Annotated in this window: 25 protein-coding genes; 11 read left to right on the forward strand and 14 right to left on the reverse strand. The window is 56.5% G+C overall.

What is annotated here, in order from left to right; genetic code table 11:
* Positions 1–80 precede the first annotated feature (80 nt).
* The 4 genes from lpdA to IB213_RS12710 form a co-directional block, all read right to left on the reverse strand.
* The gene (lpdA, locus tag IB213_RS12695; RefSeq protein ID WP_192406910.1) at positions 81–1,508 is read right to left on the reverse strand and encodes a dihydrolipoyl dehydrogenase; all 1,428 of its coding nucleotides are present in this window, start codon (positions 1,506–1,508) and stop codon (positions 81–83) included.
* A gap of 91 nt (positions 1,509–1,599) precedes the next feature.
* Positions 1,600–2,829 carry a 2-oxoglutarate dehydrogenase complex dihydrolipoyllysine-residue succinyltransferase gene (odhB, locus tag IB213_RS12700; protein ID WP_191721610.1) on the reverse strand — a complete coding sequence of 410 codons (1,230 nt, stop codon included), beginning with the start codon at positions 2,827–2,829 and terminating at the stop codon, positions 1,600–1,602.
* A gap of 62 nt (positions 2,830–2,891) precedes the next feature.
* Positions 2,892–5,771 (reverse strand): 2-oxoglutarate dehydrogenase E1 component, encoded by a 2,880-nt coding sequence (locus IB213_RS12705; protein WP_192406911.1) that lies wholly within the window; start codon positions 5,769–5,771, stop codon positions 2,892–2,894.
* A gap of 249 nt (positions 5,772–6,020) precedes the next feature.
* Positions 6,021–6,581 (reverse strand): ureidoglycolate lyase, encoded by a 561-nt coding sequence (locus tag IB213_RS12710; RefSeq protein WP_191721608.1) that lies wholly within the window; start codon positions 6,579–6,581, stop codon positions 6,021–6,023.
* Positions 6,582–6,738: 157 nt separating this feature from the next.
* On the opposite strand from IB213_RS12710, the gene IB213_RS12715 reads away from it, so the two are divergent.
* Positions 6,739–7,797 carry an AI-2E family transporter gene (locus tag IB213_RS12715; RefSeq protein ID WP_191721607.1) on the forward strand — a complete coding sequence of 353 codons (1,059 nt, stop codon included), beginning with the start codon at positions 6,739–6,741 and terminating at the stop codon, positions 7,795–7,797.
* 69 nt (positions 7,798–7,866) lie between these two features.
* On the opposite strand, the gene IB213_RS12720 is transcribed toward IB213_RS12715, so the two are convergent.
* Positions 7,867–8,073, reverse strand: a complete 207-nt coding sequence (locus IB213_RS12720) for a hypothetical protein (RefSeq protein WP_191721606.1) — start codon at positions 8,071–8,073, stop codon at positions 7,867–7,869.
* Between the two features lie 153 nt (positions 8,074–8,226).
* Here IB213_RS12720 and IB213_RS12725 point away from each other — a divergent pair, with 153 nt between their 5' ends.
* The 5 genes from IB213_RS12725 to IB213_RS12745 all read left to right on the forward strand — a co-directional run bounded on the left by IB213_RS12725 (position 8,227) and on the right by IB213_RS12745 (position 10,779).
* A complete protein-coding gene (locus IB213_RS12725; protein ID WP_192406912.1) occupies positions 8,227–8,823 on the forward strand; it encodes a YigZ family protein in 597 nt (198 codons plus the stop codon).
* Positions 8,824–8,937: 114 nt separating this feature from the next.
* Complete coding sequence (locus IB213_RS12730; RefSeq protein WP_191721604.1) at positions 8,938–9,165, forward strand: hypothetical protein; 228 nt, start codon at positions 8,938–8,940, stop codon at positions 9,163–9,165.
* A 48-nt stretch (positions 9,166–9,213) separates the two neighbouring features.
* Positions 9,214–9,498: a helix-turn-helix domain-containing protein gene (locus tag IB213_RS12735; RefSeq protein WP_191721603.1), complete on the forward strand. Its 285-nt coding sequence runs from the start codon at positions 9,214–9,216 to the stop codon at positions 9,496–9,498.
* A gap of 106 nt (positions 9,499–9,604) precedes the next feature.
* Positions 9,605–10,174 (forward strand): chromate transporter, encoded by a 570-nt coding sequence (locus IB213_RS12740; RefSeq protein ID WP_191721602.1) that lies wholly within the window; start codon positions 9,605–9,607, stop codon positions 10,172–10,174.
* Positions 10,171–10,779 carry a chromate transporter gene (locus IB213_RS12745; protein WP_191721601.1) on the forward strand — a complete coding sequence of 203 codons (609 nt, stop codon included), beginning with the start codon at positions 10,171–10,173 and terminating at the stop codon, positions 10,777–10,779. Before IB213_RS12740 ends, IB213_RS12745 begins: the two co-directional genes overlap by 4 nt.
* 7 nt (positions 10,780–10,786) lie before the next feature.
* Here the strand turns inward: IB213_RS12745 and IB213_RS12750 are convergent, their stop codons facing one another.
* Both IB213_RS12750 and rlmB read right to left on the reverse strand, forming a co-directional pair.
* Positions 10,787–11,554, reverse strand: a complete 768-nt coding sequence (locus IB213_RS12750; protein ID WP_192406913.1) for an NAD-dependent protein deacylase — start codon at positions 11,552–11,554, stop codon at positions 10,787–10,789.
* Between the two features lie 30 nt (positions 11,555–11,584).
* Positions 11,585–12,337, reverse strand: a complete 753-nt coding sequence (gene rlmB, locus IB213_RS12755; RefSeq protein ID WP_191721599.1) for a 23S rRNA (guanosine(2251)-2'-O)-methyltransferase RlmB — start codon at positions 12,335–12,337, stop codon at positions 11,585–11,587.
* 189 nt (positions 12,338–12,526) lie between these two features.
* Between rlmB and sstT the strand changes: the two genes are divergently transcribed.
* Positions 12,527–13,744: a serine/threonine transporter SstT gene (gene sstT / locus IB213_RS12760; RefSeq protein ID WP_191721598.1), complete on the forward strand. Its 1,218-nt coding sequence runs from the start codon at positions 12,527–12,529 to the stop codon at positions 13,742–13,744.
* Between the two features lie 126 nt (positions 13,745–13,870).
* Here the strand turns inward: sstT and IB213_RS12765 are convergent, their stop codons facing one another.
* Positions 13,871–14,119, reverse strand: a complete 249-nt coding sequence (locus IB213_RS12765) for a DUF3297 family protein (RefSeq protein WP_191721597.1) — start codon at positions 14,117–14,119, stop codon at positions 13,871–13,873.
* A gap of 78 nt (positions 14,120–14,197) precedes the next feature.
* Positions 14,198–14,881: an ABC transporter ATP-binding protein gene (locus IB213_RS12770; protein WP_191721596.1), complete on the reverse strand. Its 684-nt coding sequence runs from the start codon at positions 14,879–14,881 to the stop codon at positions 14,198–14,200.
* On the opposite strand from IB213_RS12770, the gene IB213_RS12775 reads away from it, so the two are divergent.
* The gene (locus IB213_RS12775; protein WP_370551215.1) at positions 14,880–15,551 is read left to right on the forward strand and encodes an arylesterase; all 672 of its coding nucleotides are present in this window, start codon (positions 14,880–14,882) and stop codon (positions 15,549–15,551) included. The two genes, IB213_RS12770 and IB213_RS12775, sit on opposite strands and share 2 nt — an antisense overlap.
* Before the next feature lie 243 nt (positions 15,552–15,794).
* Here the strand turns inward: IB213_RS12775 and IB213_RS12780 are convergent, their stop codons facing one another.
* The 3 genes from IB213_RS12780 to IB213_RS12790 form a co-directional block, all read right to left on the reverse strand.
* Entirely contained in the window at positions 15,795–16,619 is an 825-nt protein-coding gene (locus IB213_RS12780; protein WP_225213916.1) for a DUF2189 domain-containing protein, read from the reverse strand.
* Between the two features lie 172 nt (positions 16,620–16,791).
* Positions 16,792–18,033, reverse strand: coding sequence for a PLP-dependent transferase (locus IB213_RS12785; protein ID WP_191721595.1), 1,242 nt, complete (start codon positions 18,031–18,033; stop codon positions 16,792–16,794).
* A 93-nt stretch (positions 18,034–18,126) separates the two neighbouring features.
* Entirely contained in the window at positions 18,127–18,585 is a 459-nt protein-coding gene (locus IB213_RS12790) for a BON domain-containing protein (RefSeq protein ID WP_192406915.1), read from the reverse strand.
* 177 nt (positions 18,586–18,762) lie between these two features.
* On the opposite strand from IB213_RS12790, the gene IB213_RS12795 reads away from it, so the two are divergent.
* The 3 genes from IB213_RS12795 to IB213_RS12805 are packed head-to-tail and all read left to right on the forward strand — an operon-like array spanning position 18,763 to position 22,162.
* Entirely contained in the window at positions 18,763–20,430 is a 1,668-nt protein-coding gene (locus tag IB213_RS12795; RefSeq protein ID WP_192406917.1) for a SulP family inorganic anion transporter, read from the forward strand.
* 50 nt (positions 20,431–20,480) lie between these two features.
* Complete coding sequence (locus IB213_RS12800; protein WP_192406919.1) at positions 20,481–21,293, forward strand: GGDEF domain-containing protein; 813 nt, start codon at positions 20,481–20,483, stop codon at positions 21,291–21,293.
* Between the two features lie 14 nt (positions 21,294–21,307).
* Positions 21,308–22,162, forward strand: a complete 855-nt coding sequence (locus IB213_RS12805) for a MinD/ParA family protein (RefSeq protein WP_192406921.1) — start codon at positions 21,308–21,310, stop codon at positions 22,160–22,162.
* Between the two features lie 124 nt (positions 22,163–22,286).
* Here the strand turns inward: IB213_RS12805 and IB213_RS12810 are convergent, their stop codons facing one another.
* Together IB213_RS12810 and IB213_RS12815 are read right to left on the reverse strand one after the other, a co-directional pair.
* The gene (locus IB213_RS12810) at positions 22,287–22,700 is read right to left on the reverse strand and encodes a DoxX family protein (RefSeq protein ID WP_191721590.1); all 414 of its coding nucleotides are present in this window, start codon (positions 22,698–22,700) and stop codon (positions 22,287–22,289) included.
* Positions 22,701–22,765: 65 nt separating this feature from the next.
* Positions 22,766–23,479, reverse strand: a complete 714-nt coding sequence (locus IB213_RS12815; RefSeq protein ID WP_192406926.1) for a pirin family protein — start codon at positions 23,477–23,479, stop codon at positions 22,766–22,768.
* Between the last annotated feature and the right edge of the window lie 103 nt (positions 23,480–23,582).

Genomic DNA, 23,582 nt, shown 5'->3' on the forward strand with positions numbered 1-23,582 from the left:
TGAAACACAAACCTTTAAAACGATAGCGCCAAGCGCAGGCTAAACCTGGGCTTGGCGGCTATGTGGCTTCTAAAAAAAGATTAGAAGTTCAGCGTACGCTTGTCCACCGCCAAAGCGGCTTCCTTGGTCGACTCCGACAGCGAGGGGTGTGCGTGGCAGATACGGGCGATGTCTTCGGCCGAGGCCTTGAACTCCATGGCTACCACGGCTTCAGAGATCAGCTCCGACACCATCGGGCCCACCATGTGCACGCCCAGAATTTCGTCGGTTTCAGCATCGGCAATGAACTTCACCATACCGGTGGTGTCACCCAGCGCACGGGCACGGCCATTGGCCAGGAAGGGGAAAGAGCCCGCCTTGTACTTCACGCCTTCAGCCTTGAGCTGCTGCTCATTGCGGCCCACCCATGCCACTTCAGGGCTGGTGTAAATCACAGAAGGCAGTGTCGCAAAATTCACATGACCATGCTGGCCAGCGATGCGTTCGGCCACGGCCACGGCCTCTTCTTCAGCCTTGTGTGCCAGCATGGGGCCGCGCACCACGTCACCCACCGCCCACACGCCAGGCAGGTTGGTCTTGCAGTTGTCGTCCACCACGATCTGACCACGCTCGTCCAGCGCCAGGCCCACCGCTTCAGCGTTCAGGCCGTTGGTGTTGGCAGTACGGCCAATCGAGACGATCAGCTTGTCGGCTTCCAGCGTCTGTGCTTCGCCCTTGGCGTTGGTGTATTCCAGCTTCACGCCCTTGCCTGAAGTGTCAACGTTGCCAATCTTCACGCCCAGCTCAATCTTCAGACCTTGCTTGTCAAAGGCCTTCTTGGCTTCCTTGGCGATTTGCTCGTCCACGGCAGGCAGGAACTTGTCCATACCTTCCAGCACGATCACTTCGGTACCCAGACGGCGCCATACGGAGCCCATTTCCAGACCGATCACGCCAGCGCCAATCAGCACCAGCTTCTTGGGCGCAGCACCGATGTCCAGCGCGCCGTCGTTGGACAGCACTTTTTGCTCATCAAAAGGCAGTCCGGGCAATGCACGGGCATTGGAGCCAGTTGCAACCACCACCTGCGGTGCCACCAAAGTCTCTTCAGCCTTGCCTGCCACCTTGATCTCGTAGCCACCTTCGACGGCCTTGGAAAACGAAGCCGTACCGTGGAAGAAGGTGACTTTGTTCTTCTTGAACAGGTACAGGATACCGTCGTTGTTTTGCTTCACGATGGCGTCCTTGCGGGCGATCATCTTGCTCACATCCATGGCCACGTCGCCTGTGCTGATACCGTGGTCAGCAAAGTGCAGCTTGGCGTGTTCAAAGTGCTCGGACGACTGCAGCAGCGCCTTGGAAGGAATGCAGCCCACGTTGGTGCAGGTGCCACCAGGTGCTGGTGTGCCGGCCTTGGTGGACCATGCATCAATACAGGCCACGTTCTTGCCCAGCTGGGCAGCACGAATGGCTGCGATGTAGCCGCCGGGGCCTGCGCCAATCACGATAACGTCAAATTGCTTGCTCATAACTCAAAATCTCTTGTCTGAAGTGCTTGGAAAAAACCCACCGCTGGGCGTGGCCGAGGGTGGGTTTTATCGATCTGTGAACCCGTAGCAATTACAGGTCAAACAGCAGGCGCGATGGGTCTTCCAGCGCATCCTTCATGGCAACCAGGCCCAGCACAGCTTCGCGGCCGTCAATGATGCGGTGGTCATACGACATGGCAAAGTAGTTCATGGGGCGAACCACAACCTGGCCGTTTTCCACCACAGCACGGTCCTTGGTGGCGTGCACGCCCAAAATAGCGGACTGTGGGGGGTTGATGATGGGGGTGGACATCATGGAGCCGAAAGTGCCGCCATTGGAGATGGAGAAGGTACCGCCAGTCATTTCTTCCAGACCCAGCTTGCCGTCAGCAGCCTTCTTGCCAAATTCAGCAATCTTCTTTTCGATATCGGCAAAGCTCATCTGGTCAGCATTGCGCAAGATCGGCACAACCAGACCACGGGGCGAGCCCACCGCAATACCGATGTCAAAGTAGCCGTGGTAGACGATGTCGTTGCCGTCCACCGATGCGTTCAGCACGGGGTATTTCTTCAGAGCATGCACTGCGGCCTTCACAAAGAAGGACATGAAGCCCAGCTTCACACCGTGTTCTTTGGTGAAGTCGTCCTGGAACTTCTTGCGCAGGGCCATCACGGGAGCCATGTTCACTTCGTTGAACGTGGTCAAGATGGCGTTGGTCGATTGCGATTGCAGCAGACGCTCAGCCACACGTGCACGCAGACGTGTCATGGGCACGCGCTGCTCTGGGCGACCCGACAGGTCTTCCTTGACTGCAGGAGCGGCCACTTGGGGCAGCGCAGCCTTGGGTGCGCCTGTAGGAATGCTTGCACCTGCCTTGATGGCGGACAGTGCATCACCCTTGGTGACGCGGCCATCCTTGCCGGAACCCGCCACATTGGCAGCCGACAGGTTGTTCTCAGCCAAAATTTTGGCTGCAGCGGGCATCGCCACATCACCCTTGTTGGCAGCAGCGGCAGGCGCAGCGGCCACAGGAGCAGCAGCAGCGGGGGCTGCAGCAGGCGCGGCAGCGCCGGCAACAGCTTCAGAGTCGATCTTGGCGATCAACTGCTCTGCCGTCACGGTAGCGCCGTCACCTTGCAAAATCTCTGTGATCACGCCAGCCGAAGGGGCAGGCACTTCCAGCACGACCTTGTCGGTTTCAATTTCGATCAGGATTTCGTCCACTGCGACGGCCTCGCCGACCTTTTTCTTCCAAGTGAGCATGGTCGCTTCAGCGATGGACTCGGACAGCTGGGGAACTTTAACTTCTACGATTGCCATTTTGAATTCTTTCCAAAAAGTGTTTGACACCCTGCGTCATGCGCAGGGTCTGTCAGCTTTGATTACTTGGTCAGGACAAAACCCTTGAGCTTGGAGAACGCGGCTTCGACCAGGTTCTTTTGCTGCTCTTGGTGCAGGTGTGCATAACCGACGGCTGGAGATGCAGAGGCAGCACGACCAGCGTAACCCAGCTTTTGGCCTTCTTGCATGTTTTCGTAGATGTTGTGCTGAATGAAGAACCACGCACCTTGGTTTTGCGGTTCGTCCTGGCACCACACCAGGTCCTTGGCGTTGGGGAACTTCTTGAGTTCAGTCTCAAAAGCCTTGTGCGGGAAGGGGTAAACCTGCTCAACGCGCACGATGGCCACGTCGTCAACTTCCTTCTCTGCACGCTTCTTGACGAGGTCGTAGTAGACCTTGCCAGAACAGGCAATCACGCGCTTGACCTTGTCGCCCTTGGCAACAATCGACTCATCACGCTCACCAATCACGGTCTGGAACGCACCCTTGGTGAATTCAGACAATGGCGAAGTTGCATCCTTGTTACGCAACAGCGACTTGGGTGTCATGATGACCAGAGGCTTGCGCAGGTTACGCACCATCTGACGACGCAACACGTGGAAGATCTGGCTGGCCGTAGTGGGCTGCACGATCTGCATGTTGGTGTCTGCTGCCAATTGCAGGAAGCGCTCCAGACGGGCCGAGCTGTGCTCAGGACCCTGGCCTTCATAGCCGTGCGGCAGCATCAATGTCAGACCATTGATACGGCCCCACTTGACTTCACCCGAGGCGATGAACTGGTCAATCACCACTTGTGCGCCATTGGCGAAGTCACCGAACTGCGCTTCCCAGATCACCAGTGTGTTGGGATCGTTCGAGGCATAGCCGTATTCAAAGCCCAGCACTGCTTCTTCAGACAGGATGGAGTCAATGACAACGAACGGAGCCTGATTTTCAGCCACGTTCTGCAGCGGAATGTAGGTGCCTTCGCTCCATTTTTCACGCTTTTGATCGTGAACCACCGAGTGACGGTGGGTAAAGGTGCCACGGCCACAGTCTTCACCAGACAGACGCACGGGATAGCCAGAAGCCACCAACGATGCGAAAGCCATGTGCTCGCCCATGCCCCAGTCCACATTCACTTCACCACGGCCCATGGCTGCGCGGTCGTCATAAACCTTCTTGACCAGCGAGTGCGGGTTGACAGATTCAGGCAGCGTAGTGATCTTTTCAGCCAAACGCTTCCACTCGGCCAGCGGGATGGCGGTATCACCGGCATCGGTCCACTTCTTGCCCAGGAAGGGGCTCCAGTCCACAGCGTACTGGCTCTTGAAGTTGGTCAGCACCACTTCTTGCGTGTGACGGCCTTCGTCCATGGCCGCGCGGTATGCCTTGGCCATGTCTTCGCCCAGCGTGTCACCCAGACCTTGGGCCGCCAGCTTGTCTGCGTACAGCTTGCGCGTACCGGGGTGGGCAGCAATGGTCTTGTACATCAGCGGCTGTGTCAGCGCAGGGGTGTCCTGTTCGTTGTGGCCCAGCTTGCGGAAGCACACAATGTCCACCACCACGTCTTGCTGGAACTCCATGCGGTAGTCCAGTGCCAGCTGCATACACAGCGCCACGGCTTCTGGGTCGTCACCGTTGACGTGCAGCACGGGCGACTCCACCATCTTCACGATGTCCGTGCAGTATGTGGTCGATCCCTTGTCGCGAGGGTCAGAGGTGGTGAAACCAATCTGGTTATTGATGATGATGTGCACTGTGCCGCCGGTGGAGTAACCACGGGTTTGCATCAGCGCCAAAGTCTCTTGGTTCACGCCTTGGCCAGCAAAAGCTGCATCACCATGCACCAGCACAGGCAGTACTTGCTTGCCGTGAGGGTCATTGCGACGATCCATGCGCGAGCGCACAGAGCCTTCCACCACCGGGTTCACAATTTCCAGGTGAGAAGGGTTGAACGCCAGTGACAGGTGAACTGGACCGCCTGCGGTCGAGACATCAGAGCTGAAACCTTGGTGGTACTTCACGTCACCAGCAGGCAGATCTTCAGGTGCAGTGTGGTCAAACTCGGCAAACAAGTCCTTGGGCATCTTGCCCAGGGTGTTCACCAGCACGTTCAGACGGCCGCGGTGGGCCATGCCCATCACAACTTCTTGCACGCCTTGCTTGCCACTGGCACTGATCAGCTCGTCCATCGCAACGATGAACGACTCGCCACCTTCCAGCGAGAAGCGCTTCTGGCCCACGTACTTCGTGTGCAGATAACGCTCAAGGCCTTCAGCAGCAGTCAGACGGTCAAGAATGCGCTTCTTTTGGTCTGCATTGAGTACGGGTTTGGAACGAATGGTTTCCAGGCGCTGCTGCCACCAGCGCTTTTGCACCTGGTCTGTGGCATACATGTACTCGACACCAATGGTGCCGCAGTAAGTTTCGCGCAGTGCGTTCAGCAACTCGCGCAAGGACATCGTTTCCTTGCCGAAGAATGTGTTGCCAACGTTGAACACGGTTTCCTGGTCGGCATCAGAGAAGCCGTAGAAAGCAGGATCGAGTTCAGGAATTTCGGGGCGCTCGGTGCGCTTGAGGGGATCCAGATCCGCCCAACGCTGACCCACGTTGCGGTATGCCGCAATCAGCTGCTGAACTGCGGTGCGCTTGCGACCCAGCTCAGAATCTGCGCCCGAAGCCACCACCACCTTGGTACCACCTTGCTTGGCGCGTTCAGCGAAAGCATTGATGACAGGAAGATGAGGAACGTCTTTGGCATCTGAGCCATCTACAGCAGGAACGTGCTGCAGGGCGTCGAAATACTCGCGCCAAGAATCTGGGACGCTACCTGGGTTAGACAGATAGTTCTCATACATTTCTTCGACATAAGGGGCATTGCCGCCGAAGAGATACGTGTTGCCTTGATAGGCTTGGTAGACAGTGGGCTGATCGCTCATATTCCGCTGACCTCAGCTTTCCTTGAGAAAGCATTAGCTGGTTGGTAAACCTCCCGCGACACGGCTATACCGATTTGCGGATGCGACTGTGGCTAAGGAAGGGCCTGATGTTGCTGCCAGTATTGTGCCATTGAAAGCAATAGTTAGCGGCGAAGGTCTTATGTAAGACTGAAGTAAATTGTTCTTGCACTGCAGCAAAAATCGCATCCACAAGTGCGCACTCAGGCCGATGCCACACTATTGCGCTGCTTATTCCGATATTTCTGCACGTGCTGTCAGGCCTTGCAACCGCTGCACAGGGATATCCACGATGGCGCTTTCCGCAGCGCGAACAGACGTCGTCAAGTGCTGAATCAGGTCCGCCGTGGTCGAACAACGGGTCATCATCAAACATGTAACCTCTGCACCTGCGACACGCGTGGTGTGCCAGCACCCCGGCGCCATGCATACACCCTGCCCTTGCAGCACACGGAATGCGGCCAAGGTGTCCAGATCGGGGCTGCCATCCACAGCGCTTTGCGCAACAACCTGGATGACTTCCCCTGTCAGCGGCACGATAGCTTGCTGCGTCAGCAGGTGTTTTTCCAGATTGGAGAACTCTGGAGAGCGGTTGCGGTAGTTGACCCACAACAGTTCTGCATCACCGCCCTCGCCTGTATTGAACAGGTGTTCCTGCCAGAAATCGGTGGCAGGGTTCGAAAACAGCGGCACGCCATTGCCATCGGGCATGGGTTTACCCAGCATCCAGCCGTAAGGCCAAAACGCACCCGGTGTCAGATCATTAATGTTCAATTTACCAATGCTAGTCATGCAGATCCCTGTTATGGCCTGGCTGGCTTACCACGTTCAGAAACCCCGGCCTCATCGCCCAAGTTGCTGCACGCAGACGCTGCCCATCTGTTGAGACACAGGCAACTCGCGTACATTCCGGATATTCCCTGCTCTTGGTGCCCTGCACTTTTGGCTCATGCCTTCTCAAAACACTACCAATAAAACTTTCCTACTGCTGCTTGCGGCAGTAAGCGCTGGTTTTGCCATGATTTTGTGGCCATTCATCGGCGCAGTATTTTGGGCACTGGTCTTAGCGATTTTGTTTCATCCCCTCAACAAAAAGCTTTTACACAGATTTCCCAACAAGCCCAATTTAACGGCACTGGTCACTCTAGTCCTGTGTTTGCTGGTGGTCATCTTGCCACTGGTCCTTATTGGAACATCGGTAGTCAATGAGACAGTGCTTATCTACAACCGCATGTCTTCTGGCCAACTGGACTTTGGCAATTACTTTCAGCAAATCAATGCCGCCATGCCCGGCTGGCTTTTGCAATTTTTAGAGCGTATCGACCTGGCATCTGCCCGAGAAATTCAAGAAAAACTCTCTGGCGTTGCCGCAGAAGCCGGAAAATTGATTGCCGGCAAAGCCATGGAGGTTGGACAAAACACACTGGGCTTTGTCGTGAGCTTTGGTGTCATGCTTTATTTGCTGTTTTTCCTGCTGCGCGACGGAACCAGGCTGGCCACTCGCATCCGCGATGCCATTCCCATGGAAAAAGAGCACAAGCAAAGTTTGATAGAAAAGTTCGCTACGGTGATTCGCGCCACGATCAAAGGCAATCTTGCAGTGGCTACCGCACAAGGCGCACTGGGTGGCTTGATTTTCTGGATTCTGGATATTCAAGGCCCAGTGCTGTGGGGTGTTTTGATGGCGTTCCTGTCGCTGCTGCCTGCCGTAGGCGCCAGCTTGATATGGGGCCCTGTCTCCATTTATTTCCTCGCCACTGGCAACCCCACACAAGGACTGGTCCTTGCAGCTTATGGTGTCCTCGTCATCGGCTTGGTTGACAACGTACTTCGTCCTATCCTGGTCGGAAAGGACACCAAGATGCCCGACTACATTGTCTTGATCTCAACATTAGGCGGCATGTCCATTTTCGGACTCACGGGCTTTGTCATTGGCCCTGCTATTGCCGCCCTATTTATTGCATGCTGGGATATTTTTAGCCCGCAGCAACTGCCCGAAAAAGGGTGAGCCGAGGCTTCAACAAATAATCCGCCAACTGGCGGATTATTTGTTTCTGAGTTCGCGGTAATTCGCTGATCACCATTCGCCCACGCTGCGAACTATGTGATCAAAATCTTGCGGCAGGCTTGCACCAGCAACAGCTGGAGAGCTGGCAACACCCATTGATCCAGCGCCCAAACCTTGACCAAGCTGCGTCGACGATGGCAGCGGCGGTGGCTCCAGATGCTCGCGACCAAAAGTATGACTGGCAAGCAGGCTGGGCGTAGAAGGTAGCGTGGTCATGGCAGTTATCTCCTTGTGCACACTTTAAAAAGATACCGCCCAGCAGCCCGTAGGACAGCTTGCTTTTGGCGTGTCGCTCAATACACTGTCGCGCACGGAGATCCCAAAGCCCTGCGCTGCGGGCCCACTCCCTTGGTTTAAGCTCGCCGGGCTATGCCGCAAACCATTTCCCGTGCTACGCACCACGAACTCATCATCAAAAAAAGCCGTTTCATTTGCTGCGTGCAACCCATGCAAGATCGACCCACAGCCCAGGCTGTTGTCGATGCGCTGCGCAAAGAGCACCCCGGTGCAGCCCATGTCTGCTGGGCACTGCTGGCGGGCGGGCAATCAGCAGCGGTTGATGATGGCGAGCCCAGCGGCACTGCGGGCCGCCCCATGCTGGAAGTGCTGCGACATCAAGAGCTAGAAGGTGTTCTGGCCACCGTCGTGCGCTACTTTGGAGGCATCAAGCTGGGTGCTGGAGGGCTGGTGCGGGCTTATACAGACAGCGTTGCACAAACATTGCTCCTCGCCGAAAAAATCACATTGCAACGCGTGATCACTCTGCAATGCAGCATCCCCTATTCCATGGAAGGATGGCTGCGGCGCGAACTGGAGCTGGCCCAGGCCACGCTGCTGAACGTGCGCCACCAAACTGCAGTGCACATGCAGTGGAGCCTCGCTGAATCGCAAAGCGCCCCCCTCATACAGCGCCTGAACGAAGGCGGTCAGGGGCGCATCGACTGGCTGAAGTTCTGGCCCAATTGAAAACACCAATGCCGGATGAAGGCGGCGATTGCACTTTTTATTGCGCCTTTGGCTGTGGCGGTGCAGTTTTAGAGTCAGTCCATTCTGACTTTCTGACTGCATGGGCTCAACATCATGGATCTTCGCTACACCAATGCCTTGCGCAACGCGACCAATGCTTGGTCTCACAACCGTGTGACCGACACCACCACCATGCAGGACCTCAAAAGGCGCGCGCACACAGAACAAAAAAATTCTGCGCAAGAGACGGCAACCACACTCAACGCTACACAGATGGGCATTTTGCAACCCGAGTTGGCGCGCTATGGCAACCTGGGCACCAAACTTAATCTGTTCGCTTAAGGCGTGAGCCACGACTTTGGCAGAGGTAAATCGCATTACATTGCGGGGATGAACCACACCACGCCAACGCCAGAACTAGCTGACAAGCCTTCCCACCCTTTGGTTGCTGCACTGACTGCCGTACGCAAGTCACGCCAGATGACGCAGGCCGATCTTGCCAGCCAGGCCGGCTTGTCGCGCATGACCGTACAGCGCCTGGAGAGCAACGGCTTAGACCCACGTCTATCCACCTTGCAAGAGATGGCCCGGGTGCTGGGCCAGGAACTGGTTGTCATTCCGGCTCAACTGCATGAGGCGCACGAGCAATGGCTACAAGAACGCACTGCGGTGTAAGCAGGGCCATCTCACTCACCTGACACAGACTGACTGCAGCAACCCACGAACCATGCCGAGCGCGGATTCCTGCGCTAGCATCGGCGCAGTCCTTTTCTAGATACCCATGACCTCCCCTGCGCCCACTGCCAGCCCAGCTTCACCCCGTGCTCTTTTTTGGGCTTTTGCAAGCTTGGCACTTCAAGGCTTTGGCGGCGTCATGGCTGTTGTTCAACGCGAACTGGTGGACCGCAGACGCTGGATGACGCAAGAACAGTTCGCGCAGGACTGGGCTGTGGCACAGATTCTCCCGGGCCCTAACGTGGTCAACCTTTCCATCATGTTTGGCGAGCGGCATTTTGGCTGGCGCGGGGCTTTTGCAGCCACAGCAGGCATGCTGATTGCGCCTACGCTGCTGGTACTGGCTGTAGGCAGCTTGTACCTTCAGTGGGCCAGCCACCCGGCAGTCAGTGGTGCGCTGCGCGGCATGGGTGCAGTTGCTGCAGGACTGGTCATTGGCACGGGCCTGAAACTTTCAGTGGCGCTGCACAAACACCCACTGCCCTTGTGGCTGGGCTGGCTCCTGGCCATGCTTGCATTTTCCATGGTGGTCTTTCTGCAGTGGCCCTTATGGTGGGTGCTGCCCATTATTGGCGGCATTGGCTGTGGATTAACCTGGCTGCGAACAACACCATGACTTCTACGCTGACGCCACTGGCCCTGGATACCTCTGCTTGGCTGCATTTGATTGCGTATTTTTTGTCGCTTTCGTTGCTGTCTGTTGGGGGTGCCATGGCCACTGCACCCGAGATGTACCGACATACCGTAGAACAGCAAGGCTGGTTGTCTGCGCAGCAATTTTCCGACTCGATTGCCATTGCCCAAGCCGCCCCGGGCCCCAACATCATGTACGTGGCCCTGCTGGGCTGGAACATTGGCCTGAACGCCATGGCACCCTACACCGGCTGGTCTGCTTGGCTGGCGGCTTTGGCCGCTTGCTTGGCCTGCATGGGTGGCATGCTGCTACCAAGCTCTTTGCTCACATGGAGCAGTACCCGCTGGATGCGCCGCAACCACGCTTTACGCAGCGTGCGCGCTTTTCGCTGGGGGATGATGCCTCTGGTGGTTGGCATGGTGCTCGCCACGGGCTGGATTCTGGCGGCTCGTGATACCGGCGCAGCCCATGCCTGGGCACCATGGCTGCTGACTGCCACAGCCACACTTTTCGTATGGAAAACAAGATTGCACTTGCTCTGGATGCTCGCTGCCGGTGCACTGCTCGGTGCTTTGGGCTGGATTTAGAGCCGCATTAAACAACGCCGTCCAGCATCATTGGCAACACCTTCGCTGCGGGGGCTCGCAGCAGAGCATCTGCCAGCATATCCAGCTCAGTGGCCTGCGGATTCACGATCACAACCTTGGCACCTTGCTGGTGGGCTTGAAATACCAGACCCGCAGCAGGATAAACCACGCCCGATGTACCCACCACCAGCATCACATCACAGGCATTCACGACCGCTTCTGCGCGCGCCAGCGCATCAACTGGCAAATGCTCTCCAAACCAGACCACACCAGGGCGCAGCATATTGCCGCAGGTGCTGCAGCGTGGCGGCTGTCCACCCAGCGCCACTGTCTTGGCCATCTCGCAGCACGGGCCACAGGCATCGAGCCACTGGTTGCGCATTACATCGCCATGCAAGCTAATTACATCGTGGCTGCCTGCACGCTGGTGCAAACCATCCACATTCTGCGTAATCACACTTAGCTTACCGGGATGAGCTTTTGCAAAAGCTGCCAAAGCCAGGTGCGCCGCATTGGGCTGCACAGCAGCCACCAGCTCGCGCCGGTAGCTGTACCACTGCCATACCCGCTGTGGATGCGCACGAAAGCCAGCCTCAGAAGCCATCTCCTGCGGGTCAAACTGCGCCCAGTAGCCCGTGTGAGCATCACGAAACGTGGGCACACCCGATTCCGCACTGACGCCAGCCCCGCTCAGGACCACCAAGTGCTGCGCCGCATGCGCCCATTGGCGCGCCAGCTCAAGGCTCTTCGCGCTTTCGACCTCTAAGTCTGGCATGACGCTGGCTCGCAACTACAGTTTTAAAACTCAATGGGCCTGACGCTGGCGCACCGCTTCGTATAGACAAACGCCACTGGCCACAGACACATTCAGACTTTCCACTGCGCCTTGCATCGGAATACTGATCAGTTCATCACAGGTCTTGCGGGTCAGCTGGCGCATGCCATCGCCCTCGGCACCCAGCACCAGAGCCACAGGCCCCTTCAAGTCCACCTGATACAGGTGCTTGTCTGCGTCGCCGCTGGTGCCAATGATCCAGATATTGCGCGCTTGCAGTTCTTTGAGCGTGCGCGCCAGATTGGTCACCATGAAATACGGCACGGTTTCGGCAGCCCCACTGGCCACTTTCGCCACAGTGGCATTGATGCCCGAGGAATGGTCCTTGGGCGCAATTACCGCATGCACGCCGGCACCATCAGCCACACGCAGGCAAGCACCCAGATTGTGGGGATCGGTCACGCCATCGAGCACCAGCAGCAGAGGGTTTTTGACTCCGGCTTCCTCCAGATCATCCAGCAACTCGTCCAGCGTACGGGTATCTTGAACCTCTTGCACACGCGCTGCCACACCCTGGTGACCATGGCTGCCAGCCAGCTTGGCAATGCGCATGGCATCGGCCTCAATCAGTCGTGCACCAGCTTCTTTGGCTCTTTCCAAAAACTGGCGCATGCGGGCATCACGGCGCGTGGACTCGTAATAAATTTCAATAATGGATTGGGGCGCGGTCTTGAGGCGCACGCCGACGGCATGAAAGCCGAAAAGAACTTTGGGGGACGACATAGGGAAGGGATTATCCAGCGAAGCGCACATTGCAGAACAGCCGCTTCAAGATACCTTGTGTTGACTTAGATAAATCTTTTGTTCCAAAGCATCACTTCATGCCATGCAGTTATGAGGGTATATCCATCAGCATTGAAGCTTGAGCACCTAAACTCGCCGTCTTTCAATGTAAGTGGTGCAAGTTTTTCCATGATCTTTCAACCTTTGCTGAGCTGGTCAAAGCGAACCAGCATCGTCACGCAAATTGTCATTGGACTCGTTTTGGGCATTGCGCTGGCCATCTTCTGGCCACAGGCGGCCCTGCGCGTTGAGTTTCTCGGCACGTTGTTTATTTCCGCACTAAAGGCTGTGGCCCCCATTTTGGTCTTCGTGCTGGTGATTGCGGCCATCAGCAACCAGCGGCCTGACCAGACCAGCCACCTCAAGCCTATTTTGTGGCTGTATGCGATTGGCACTTTAAGTGCTGCCATTGTGGGCGTTTTTGCCAGCATGCTGTTCCCTACGACGCTGATGCTCAAGGATGCCGCAACAGGCATGGCCGCACCAGGCGGCATTGCAGAAGTGCTGATGCAACTGTTTAAAAATGCGGTCGACAATCCCGTCAACGCCTTGATGCACGCCAATTACATCGGCATTTTGGTGTGGGCCATTGCCATCGGTATCGCCCTGCGTCGGGGCGCTGAAAGCACCCGCCAGGCCATGGCCGATTTTTCTAACGGAATTACCTTGATCATTCAGGCCGTCATCCGTGTGGCACCCATCGGTATTTTTGGCCTGGTGGCTTCGACCGTTGCCTCTACCGGCACCCAGGCGCTGACAGGCTATGCCCATTTGCTGGCCGTGCTGCTGGGTTCAATGCTGGTCGTTGCCTTGATCATCAATCCGCTGATCGTGTGGTGCAAAATTCGTCGCAACCCTTATCCACTGGTACTGATGTGCCTGCGTGAAAGTGGTGTCACTGCTTTCTTTACACGCAGTTCTGCAGCCAACATTCCGATCAATCTTGCGATCGCAAAGCGTTTGAATCTGGATGCAGACACTTACAGCGTCGCCATTCCTTTGGGGGCCACCATCAATATGGCGGGTGCGGCAATCACTATCAGCGTGCTGTCGCTGGCTGCGGCCAACACACTGGGCATCGTGGTAGACATTCCCACCGCCATTTTGCTGTGCGTAGTGGCATCGGTGTGCGCTTGCGGTGCATCCGGCGTCGCCGGCGGATCGCTGCTGCTCATCCCTTTGGCGTGCTCGTTGTTTGGCATCTCCAACGACATTGCCATGCAAGTGGTTGCCATTGGGTTCATCATTGGGGTGCTGCAGGATTCTGCAGAAACAGCGCTCAACTCTTCCACCGATGTCATCTTTACCGCTGCGGTATGTATGGCTGAGGAAGAGCGCAACAGCTGATGTAACTGGCTGGTGCGCTCAAAGAAAAAGGCTCCCATGAGGGAGCTTTTTTCTTTCCTGCGCATGCGCAGCAGGCATAAAAAAGCAGCCTCAAGGGGCTGCCTGGCGGGCCAAAGCCGACACGACTTAACGGTAGTAGGCTTCCACAACACCTTTAATTTTGATCAGCAAAGGGCGGCCCTTGCGGTCCAGCGTCTTGCTGGCAGGTACTTTGACCCAGCCTTCACTCACACAGTACTCTTCCACATCATTGCGGTCTTTGCCGTTGAGGCGAATACCAATATCGTGTTCAAACACGGCAGCATTGAAAAATTTGCTGGAAGGGTCGATCGACAGGTGATCAGGCAGTTCTGGGCGCGCAGTAGCTTCAGTCATAGTTTTTCCAAGTCAGCGGGGATCAAGCCCCCAATTCACGAATGCGGCGATTGTCCAGCATTTGGAACATCCTGGCAGTTAAACCAAACAGCCCGCTTCAATGGTCAGCGTACGTTCACACTGCGCTGCAATGCTTCTATCGTGCGTGACCAGCACCAGGGTTGTCCCTTGCTCGCGGTTCAGCTCAAGCATCAAGTCCATCACGGACGCTCCGGTGGCATGGTCCAGGCTGCCCGTAGGCTCATCGGCCAGTAGCACTGCAGGCTGCACCACAAAAGCCCGCGCCAGCGCTACGCGCTGCTGCTCGCCACCGGATAGCAATTTGGGGTAATGCCCCAGGCGTTGCCCCAGACCCACGCGCTGCAGCATCTCAGAGGCCATCTGCCGCGCGCCACGCACACCTGCCAGCTCCAAAGGCAGCATGGCGTTCTCCAGCGCAGTCAGATTGGGCAGCAGTTGAAAACTCTGGAAAACAAAACCGATCTTTTGCCCACGCAACGCAGCACGAGCATCTTCACTCAAAGCAAAAATATCTTGGCCTTGCAGACGCACAGTGCCTTGGCTGGGCGTATCCAGCCCCGCCAGCATCGACAGCAAAGTGCTTTTTCCAGAGCCCGACGCGCCGACAATGGCTGCCGTTTGCTGCGGCTGCAGGCTAAAGTGAATATCGCGCAAAATCTCCAGAGTGCCAGTGGAGTCAGATACTGCTTTGGACAGGTGATCAACCTCAATCACGGGCAAAAGGGGAGCATTCTTAGACATGAAAGACCTTGTAGCAAGCATGCACAACGCATACACATGGGGAAACCGCCGTCACTTTATCGCGTCTGTGACCGCACTCGGAGTTTGGCCACTGGCTTACGCGGCCAATACGCCGCACATTCTGGTTCTGGGCGACTCACTGAGCGCGGAATATGGTCTGGCACGAGGCACTGGCTGGGTGGCACTTTTGGAACAAAAACTGGCTCACGAGCAACGCCCTGCCAAGGTGGCCAATGCCAGTATCAGCGGTGAAACCACTTTTGGCGGCCGTACACGCTTGCCAGCCTTGCTCAAGCAGCACCAGCCCAGTGTGGTGGTGATTGAGTTGGGCGGCAACGATGCGCTGCGCGGTTTGCCATTGACCGGCACTTTGGACAATCTGCGCGCCATGACGCAGGCTGCACAAAACGCGGGGGCGAAGGTGCTGTTGCTTGGCATGCAAATGCCCCCAAACTATGGAAAAAAATACGCGCAAGACTTTGAGCAGCTGTTCGCTCAAGTGGCCAAAGAGCAAAAGGCCACATTGCTGCCGTTCTTTTTGAAGGGGGTGGCTGATGCCGCCAATCCTACGGCCCTTTTCCAGACTGACCGCATTCACCCCACCGCGGCCGCGCAGCCCCTCATGCTCAACAACGTCTGGCCGCTACTGCAACCGCTGCTGAAACCATAAAAAAACCAGCCCGAGGCTGGTTGAGGCATTACTCCGCTGCAGGCGGTGTGGGCAGCGAGTTTTGCGGTTGGTACGGCTCGCCTTCAGGCGCTTGCTCTGGGTTAGTCTTGCGCTCCGATTTTTCACGCAACTTGTCTGCTTTTTTGTTTTTCTTAGCCAGTTCGCGTTGACGCTTTTCGTATCCGTAGTTGGGTGTAGCCAATGTTTGCTTTCGTTGAAGGGCTTGCAGTGAATGCGGCCACTCTAACACCCATCTTCAGATGTTGCTGACAAGCCAGTTGCAGGCGCTATGCAGGCGCGGTATGCATGCCAGGTGGCACAGCCCAGCCAGGGGCCAACCACAATCAACGGCAGTTGCCAGGGCACTACCAGCGCCCCAGCTACCAGAGTCACGATCAGCACTGCCCACAGCAGCATAACCCCTGTCTGGCTGAACACCACCCGAAAGCTGGTGATGGCAGCGGTCAGCGCATCGGTGCCGCGATCGAGCATCAGCGGCAAAGCCACTACGGTACTGCCAAAGACGACGGCGGCAAAAACACCACCAACCACGGCGTAGGCCAGCAAGAACTGCCAGTTTTCAGGGTTAAAGACCGCCTGCAGCACCCCTGTGGTCGATGGCATGCCGGTATTGAAGAACACGGCAAACACCACCAAAGAAGCGCGTCCCCACAGCAGCTCCAGCACGATCAGAACAAACACCAGCATGCCCATGCTGCCCAGTTGCTTGTCCCAGCAGGTAATGGACTGACCAAGGTCAGGCTGCAGCCCTTGCTCCAGTCTGCGGCTGGTGTCGTACAGGCCCATCGCCAGAAAAGGCCCTACCAGCAGGCAACCACTGGCAATCGACATGGTGTATTGCGGGCTGGCATTAAATACCCAGCCCAGCACCAGCGCCATTGCCCAAAAACACAGCCCATAAAACAGCGACACACTCCATGCACGCTGCATGTCGCGCCAGCCTGCCGCCAGCCAGTGCAGTGGCGCAGCCAAGCTCACTGGCCGCAGATGAATCGCAGCCCCCACAGTGGAAGATGCAGCCATCGTCTGGGAATCAGGTGTCGCCATAGCCTTGCCTCCTGTATGAAGACAGAAGACCACAGCCTCGTTCGGGCGTCAATCAGAGAAACACGTGCACAAAAAAAGAAGCTGCTTTCGCTGTACAGCCGGCACTTTCAGATAGTTTTTATCTTGAAAGCACCTTAATACAAGCGATTGCAGCTCTTATTTTCAATGATATCTATGCTTGCCAAGCTTGGCTAAACGCCTTTTCCCAGGCTTGCGCCAGATCGCGCAGCAAGTCTTGCGTGTCCTCAAGCCCCACACAAAAGCGCACCACTGTGCCTGCCTTCAGGGCCCCGCCGCCGCAGCCGCGCATGCTTTCAATCTGGTAAGGCACCACCAGACTCATGGGCCCACCCCAGCTGTAGCCCAGCTTGAAGTACTGCAAGCTGTCGCAGAAACGGTCAATCGCATCCTGACCAAACTGTGCATCAATGACCACGCTGAACAAACCTGCAGCAGCCCCTTGCCCCTGGTGTGCGCTGCCACACAGTGCTTTCCAGTGCGCATGCCCCGGCGCCCCTTCGAACGCCGGGTGCAGCAACTGGACCACCGCAGGCTGGCGCTGCAGGCCAGCGGCCAGAACGCGGGCGCTGACATCGTGTGCGTGGTAGCGCAACGCGATGCTCGATAGCGAACGCAATACCATCTCCGCATCATTGGCGCCCACACCGATTCCCAGGCGCATGTGCGTCAGCTTGATGCGCATGTGCAGCGACGGGCTGACTGTCATGATGCTGCCCATCAGCACATCACCACCACCGCTGGGGTACTTGGTCAGTGCGTGGACTGACACATCGGTCGCCAGACTTCCGCCATCCGCCAGCAAATCAAAAGGTTTGAAGGCCAGACCAGCGCCCCAGGTGTTATCCAGCACCGAGGTGACCCCTCGTGCACGGCATGTCTGCACCATGGCGATCAGGTTCGGGAACTCCATGCTCACGCTGCCCGGTGCCTCCAGCCAGACCAGCTTGGTTGCGGGTGTGATCTTGCCCTCCAGATCGGCCACATTCATGGGGTCATACAGCACATGGCGAATGCCCCAGCGTGACAGCTCATGCGCGGCGAAGTCCTTGTTCGGCCCGTAAGCGTTATCAGGCATCAAAACCTCATCGCCTGCCGACAGCAGCGCCAGAGACACCGTGCTGATGGCGCTCAGCCCACTGGGCACCAAAAGACATTGCTTGCCGCCTTCCAGGCTGCACAGGCGCTCTTCGAGCTGGTACGTCGTCGGTGTGCCATGCAGGCCGTAGGTGTAGCCGCTTTTATCCAGCCACCGGCGTGTACGCATGTCTTGCACATTGTCAAAAATGACAGTCGATGCTTTGTGCACTGCGGGCTGTGGCGCAGAAAATGCTTGCGGGGCTTGGTAGCTGTGATGCACCAAGTCGGTCGAGATGTGGCGTGCTTGTTCAGTCATGGTGACATGTTAAGCGGCAAGTTGCGCTGGCTCCCCAAAACAAAAGCTGCCCGAAGGCAGCCTTGCTGTTTAGAGATGCTCTGGTGAATGGGTTCAGGACTTCACGGTCAGCAAGTTGTTGACCGACGTGACGCCTTCTACACCCTTGGCCAATTGTTCGGCACGGTCTTTGGCAGCTTGATTGGGCGCTTCACCGCTGAGGGTGACCGCACCGCCGTTGGTGTCTACTTCGATCTTCAGTGCACTCAGTTCAGAATCCCCGACCAGCGCTGCCTTCACCTTGGCAGTCACACCGGCCTCACCCATGGCTGCGGTTGCGTTGCTGGCAGCATCCTTGGTGGCATCCATCGCATTTTCCAGCTTCTGGCCTGTGGTCTCTGCTGCCTTTTCGACTTCACTCTTGGCTTTTTCAGCCGCCTGCTCCGTGCGATCTACAGCGTTATCCAGCTTCTGGCCAGTTGTTTGACCATCGTTAGGGCCACAAGCGGTCAAACCCAGTGCCAAAGCAGAAACAGCCAATACCTGCAGCAAATTCTTTTGAGTAATAGACATAGTGTGAAAGCTCCTCATCCTTGGTCGTAATGAAAAAAGGTCAAGACTGCGCATCATGACCACGTGGATGCAATGTAGATTCTCTGCTTGTTACAACTGGTGGGATGGCTCCTAAGCATCCGTAGGACAATCGCGATCATGTAACGAGGCCTAAAAAGCATCCACAATTGCGAACCTATGCAATTGAAACAGTGGTTCCCCTTTTTGTCATGGCCCAGACTCAGTCCCGCCATGGCGCGCGATGAGGTGCTGGCCGGGGTCACCATTGGCCTCATGCTGCTGCCACAGGGCGTGGCGTATGCAGCACTGGCAGGCATGCCACTGGTTACAGGCATTTATGCCGCTTTACTGCCTTCGCTGGTGGCAGTTCTGTGGGGCGCATCTCCACGTCTGGGAGTTGGCCCTACGGCGTTGACCAGTTTGCTCATCGGCGCTTCATTGGTAGGCATGGCCGAGCCCGGCAGTGCCCAGTGGGTCACATTGGCCGCATGGATGGCCATCATGGCGGGTGCAGTGCAGTGGCTGCTGGGTGCGCTGCGCAGTGGCTGGCTGGTGAATCTGGTGACTTCGCCTGTCCTCAACGGTTTCACCCAAGCTGCAGGCATTTTGATCTTCCTGTCCCAGTTGCCTGACTTGCTGGGTTTGCGCAGCTCCTGGAGCGCCTTGTTTCACGACCCCAGTCTTCACCATTTTGATGGATTGGCCTTTTGCTTTGGTGCCGGTGGGCTGGCCGCCCTGCTCTTGCTCAAAAAGCTGGCCCCAAAACTGCCGGCTGCCGTCATGGTGGTTGCCTTGTGCGGCATCATCAGCGCTGCAGTGGGCTATGCCGAACACGATGGCAACATCGTAGGCCACTTACCTGCAGGCCTGCCTGGCCTGGCGATTCCTGCCGCCATCACCATGGATCAGTTCACCCGGCTACTTTTGCCGGTGCTCATGATCAGCCTGGTGAGCTTTTTGGAGGTTGCATCCAGCGCGCAAGTGGAACACCGCCACACCGGAACGCGCTGGAATGAAAACCAGGACCTGATTGCACAGGGCATGGCCAAAGTTGTCGCTGGTTTGAGTGGCAGTTTTGCCATCAGCGCATCTTTTTCGCGCTCCGCAGTCACCTTGCACTCGGGCGCAAAAACAGGCTGGGCAACTGTCTTTGCAATTGCCATGGTGCTGGTGACTGTGCTGTGGCTCACCCCTGTGCTCTACCACGTACCACAGGCGGCATTGGCTGCAGTGGTAGTGTCTGCCGTGATCAACCTGATTCAGCCACGCAGCTTGCGCGCCCTGTTCCGCATCTCGCCCATTGAAGGCGGCATTGCACTGACAACATTTGTACTCACTCTGGCCACTGCTCCGCGCCTGTACTGGGGCGTTTTAACAGGTGTGCTGCTCAGTCTGTGCCATTTTCTCTACCAGCGGCTGCACCCTCGCATTCTCGAAATTGGGGAACACGCCGATGGCAGTTTGCGTTCGCGTGGCATTTGGGACCTGCCTGCCATTGCTCCGCACGTCTTGGCACTGCGCATGGATGCAGAGTGGGACTTCGCTTCATCAGCCGCTCTGGAGCGCTACGTCACCCAAGTACTCCAGCAGCAGCCACATATTCAAATCGTGTACCTGGATGCGCAACCCATTAACCGCATTGATGTGACTGGGGTAGAAAGTTTCATGCGACTGCGCCAAAGCTTGAGAAAGCAGGGTATTTGCCTGCATATTGGCGGTTTAAAGTTGCCAGTACAGGCCATACTGGACAAGGCTGGCGCTCTGGCGTCAGGGCCTGATTTGCAACTGTCACGCACCAACGCGCAAGCGTTGCTAACAATGCGTGTATCTTGCACAACCAAATAGGCTGAAAGCCCGCATCGTTACTGCACAGACTGCTACACTTGACCGCATTAATGGCGCTAAACCATCGTTTTGTGACTGGCACTAACTTCTTATCACTGACCGCTTTTCAGCAACTCCGCTTGGACGGAGCTTTGGCATTGCTTGGAGAAGAAGAAAGTGTCGCACTGCCCCACGCGCAAATCGATGCAGTCGCCCGGCTGCAAGCCATCATTGACGGTTTGTGTGACTTGTCCTTGCGAGACCCCTTAACAGGCACCGCCAACCGCCGCCATTTTGACTCGGTACTGGACCGGGAACTTGATCGCGTTGCGCGCTCTGGGGATGTGGCCTTGCTGCTCATGATTGACATTGATCACTTCAAGCAAGTGAACGATCAATATGGGCACAACGTCGGTGATGCTGTACTCCAGCAAGTTGCGCATGCGCTGACTGGATGTGTGCGGCCCATGGACACACTGGCGCGCTATGGCGGTGAAGAATTCGCCATTGTGCTGCCCGCCTGCCAGCCGGCTTATGGCCAAAACGTGGCGGATCGAGTACGCCGGGCTGTAGAAGCATTGCACATTCGCATTGCCTCTGGCCACGAAATCAAGGTGACCGTCAGCATCGGCGGCGCTTATGCCCTGCAATGGATTCGCAGCACACGCAAACTTTGGGTAGAGCGTGCAGACCAGCAGCTCTACGTGGCCAAAGGCGCTGGCCGCAACCGCATTGAAATCGAACAACAACCTGACAGCACCGTGACTGCAGAGGAAAAAAACTTGCTCTTCATCCCTGAGTTAAGCGCCGACACGTCCACGTGGTCTGGTGATTGGATCGAAGTGTTGGCCGCGTCTACGGATTCGGCTGATGGCGTCAACTGAAGGCATGCATTGAAATGAGCGACGTGCTGTCCCCCCTCTCTCCGACCAAAGTGGCTACCACCTCCTACGGCCCGCGCCCGCGCAACGCATCCAGCGCCCACATCATTGCTGTCACCAGCGGTAAAGGCGGTGTGGGTAAAACCTTTGTTTCCGCCAACCTGGCTGCGGCTCTGACGCGCCATGGCTTGCGCGTTCTGGTGCTGGACGCAGATTTGGGTCTGGCCAACTTGGACGTGGTACTCAACCTGTACCCCAAAGTCACATTGCATGACGTGTTCACCGGCAAGGCCTCGCTGCAAGAAGCGGTTGTCACAGCCCCGGGCGGCTTTCATGTGCTGCTTGCCGGCTCAGGCATGGTGGAGTATTCACGCCTGACCCCTGAAGTGCGCAACCAGCTCATTCATGTCATTGACACCCTGGCTCCCAACTACGACATCATGCTGCTGGACACAGGCGCCGGCATCTCGGACGTAGTGCTGTTTTCAGTCTCTCTGGCCCACGAAGTTTTGATTGTGGCAACCCCGGAACCCACATCTCTGACCGACGCTTACGCCGCCATCAAAGTACTGACCACGCAACAAAAGCGCCACAACATGCGCTTGGTGATCAACCAAGCTGCGCGTCCAGGCGATGGCCGCGCCATCACCGGTCAATTGCAGCAGGTGCTCAATCGCTTTGTTCACTCTGAATCAGGCTTGCCTATGCGCCTGATTCACATGGGAGACATTCCTGCAGACAAAGCAGTTCGTGAGGCCGTCATGCGTCGCCAGCTACTGATTCAAGCCTCTCCAGGCTGCGCAGCCTCTTTGGCAATTGCCCAGTTGGCCAACCGCATCAAAACCATGGTGACCCCCACACAGCCCGTGTAAGCCACCAGCATAGAGAACACCCACTCAAAAGAGCTACCTACAGGTAGCTCTTTTTTCATTTAAAGCAGTGCAAATGCTTGTCTACACCGCAATCAACGCCACAGCAATGTGGCGTTGATTGGCATTACAGACGGTTGCGCTTGGCATCCACGCTGAAAGTGCCTGCACCAAAGGCGGCCAGCACGAGCAAACCACCCACGACCGCAATGTTCTTATTGAACATGAGTTGCTGCACCATGGCCTGATCTGCTGGCAACGACCAGTAAGCATGAAAGAAGAAACTTGCAACCAGCGTAAAGAAAGCCAGCAGCAAAGCCGCAGGGCGCGTCATAAAACCAATCAAGATCATGATGCCGCACACCAGTTCAATCAGCAGGCCCACCGCAACGCCGACCTCTGGCATTGGCAGGCCCATGGCACTGGCATAACCGACCGCACCAGAAAAACCCATCAGCTTTCCAAATCCAGCGGGAATGAACAGCCAGGCCATCAAGATGCGACCAACCAGTGCGAATGTGGCAGTCATTGAATGATTCATACGGTACTTTCCTTGGGCAATGCCCGTGTTGTGAATAAAAACTCTTCCCCCATGCCGAGCAGTTTTCATGCAGCCAAATCGAATACCAGTAATTCAGCGGTCTGATCACTTTCAAACGGCAACGCATGCTCATTTTCTGCAAGCAAGGCATCTCCGCTTGTCAGCTTTTTGCCCGCAACGACCACCTCACCGTCGATGACAAAAACATAGCATTTACGGCCAACAGCAATCTCATGGGTCAACTGCACGACCTGGCCTGCAGCGGGGCGCAGCAAGCTGGCATACATACGCGCATCCGCATTCAAATGCACTGAACCTTGCAACCCTTGAGGATCGGCCACCAAACGCAGCACATTGGTTTTTTCTGCATCTGTAAAACGCTTTTGCTCATAACCAGGCTCCAGGCCCGTGCCACTAGGCTGCAGCCAAATTTGCAGGAAATGGGTGGCCTTGCCTTCGGCACGGTTGTGCTCACTGTGAACCACGCCAGTGCCCGCCGTCATGCGCTGCACTTCCCCGGGCTGAATGGTCTGCACATTGCCCATGCTGTCTTCGTGAGACAGCGCACCATCCATCACATAGCTGACAATTTCCATGTCTTTGTGGGGATGTGCGCCAAAGCCCGTACCTGCTGCAATACGGTCTTCGTTGATCACACGCAAATTACCCCAGCCCATATGTTTGGGGTCGTAATAGCCTGCGAATGAAAAACTGTGGAATGACTTGAGCCAGCCATGGTTGGCAAAACCACGGTCTTGAGATTTGCGAATATGAATCATGAGTGGCTCCTTAATATCGGCAGCGGTTTGCTGCAATACCTCGACTGTAAAAGTGAAAGCCTTGCTACAGATCAAGCCAGTTTGATGGCATCATTCAAACTCT

Source organism: Comamonas sp. CMM02 (assembly GCF_014851485.1).
Lineage (GTDB): Bacteria > Pseudomonadota > Gammaproteobacteria > Burkholderiales > Burkholderiaceae_C > Comamonas > Comamonas avium.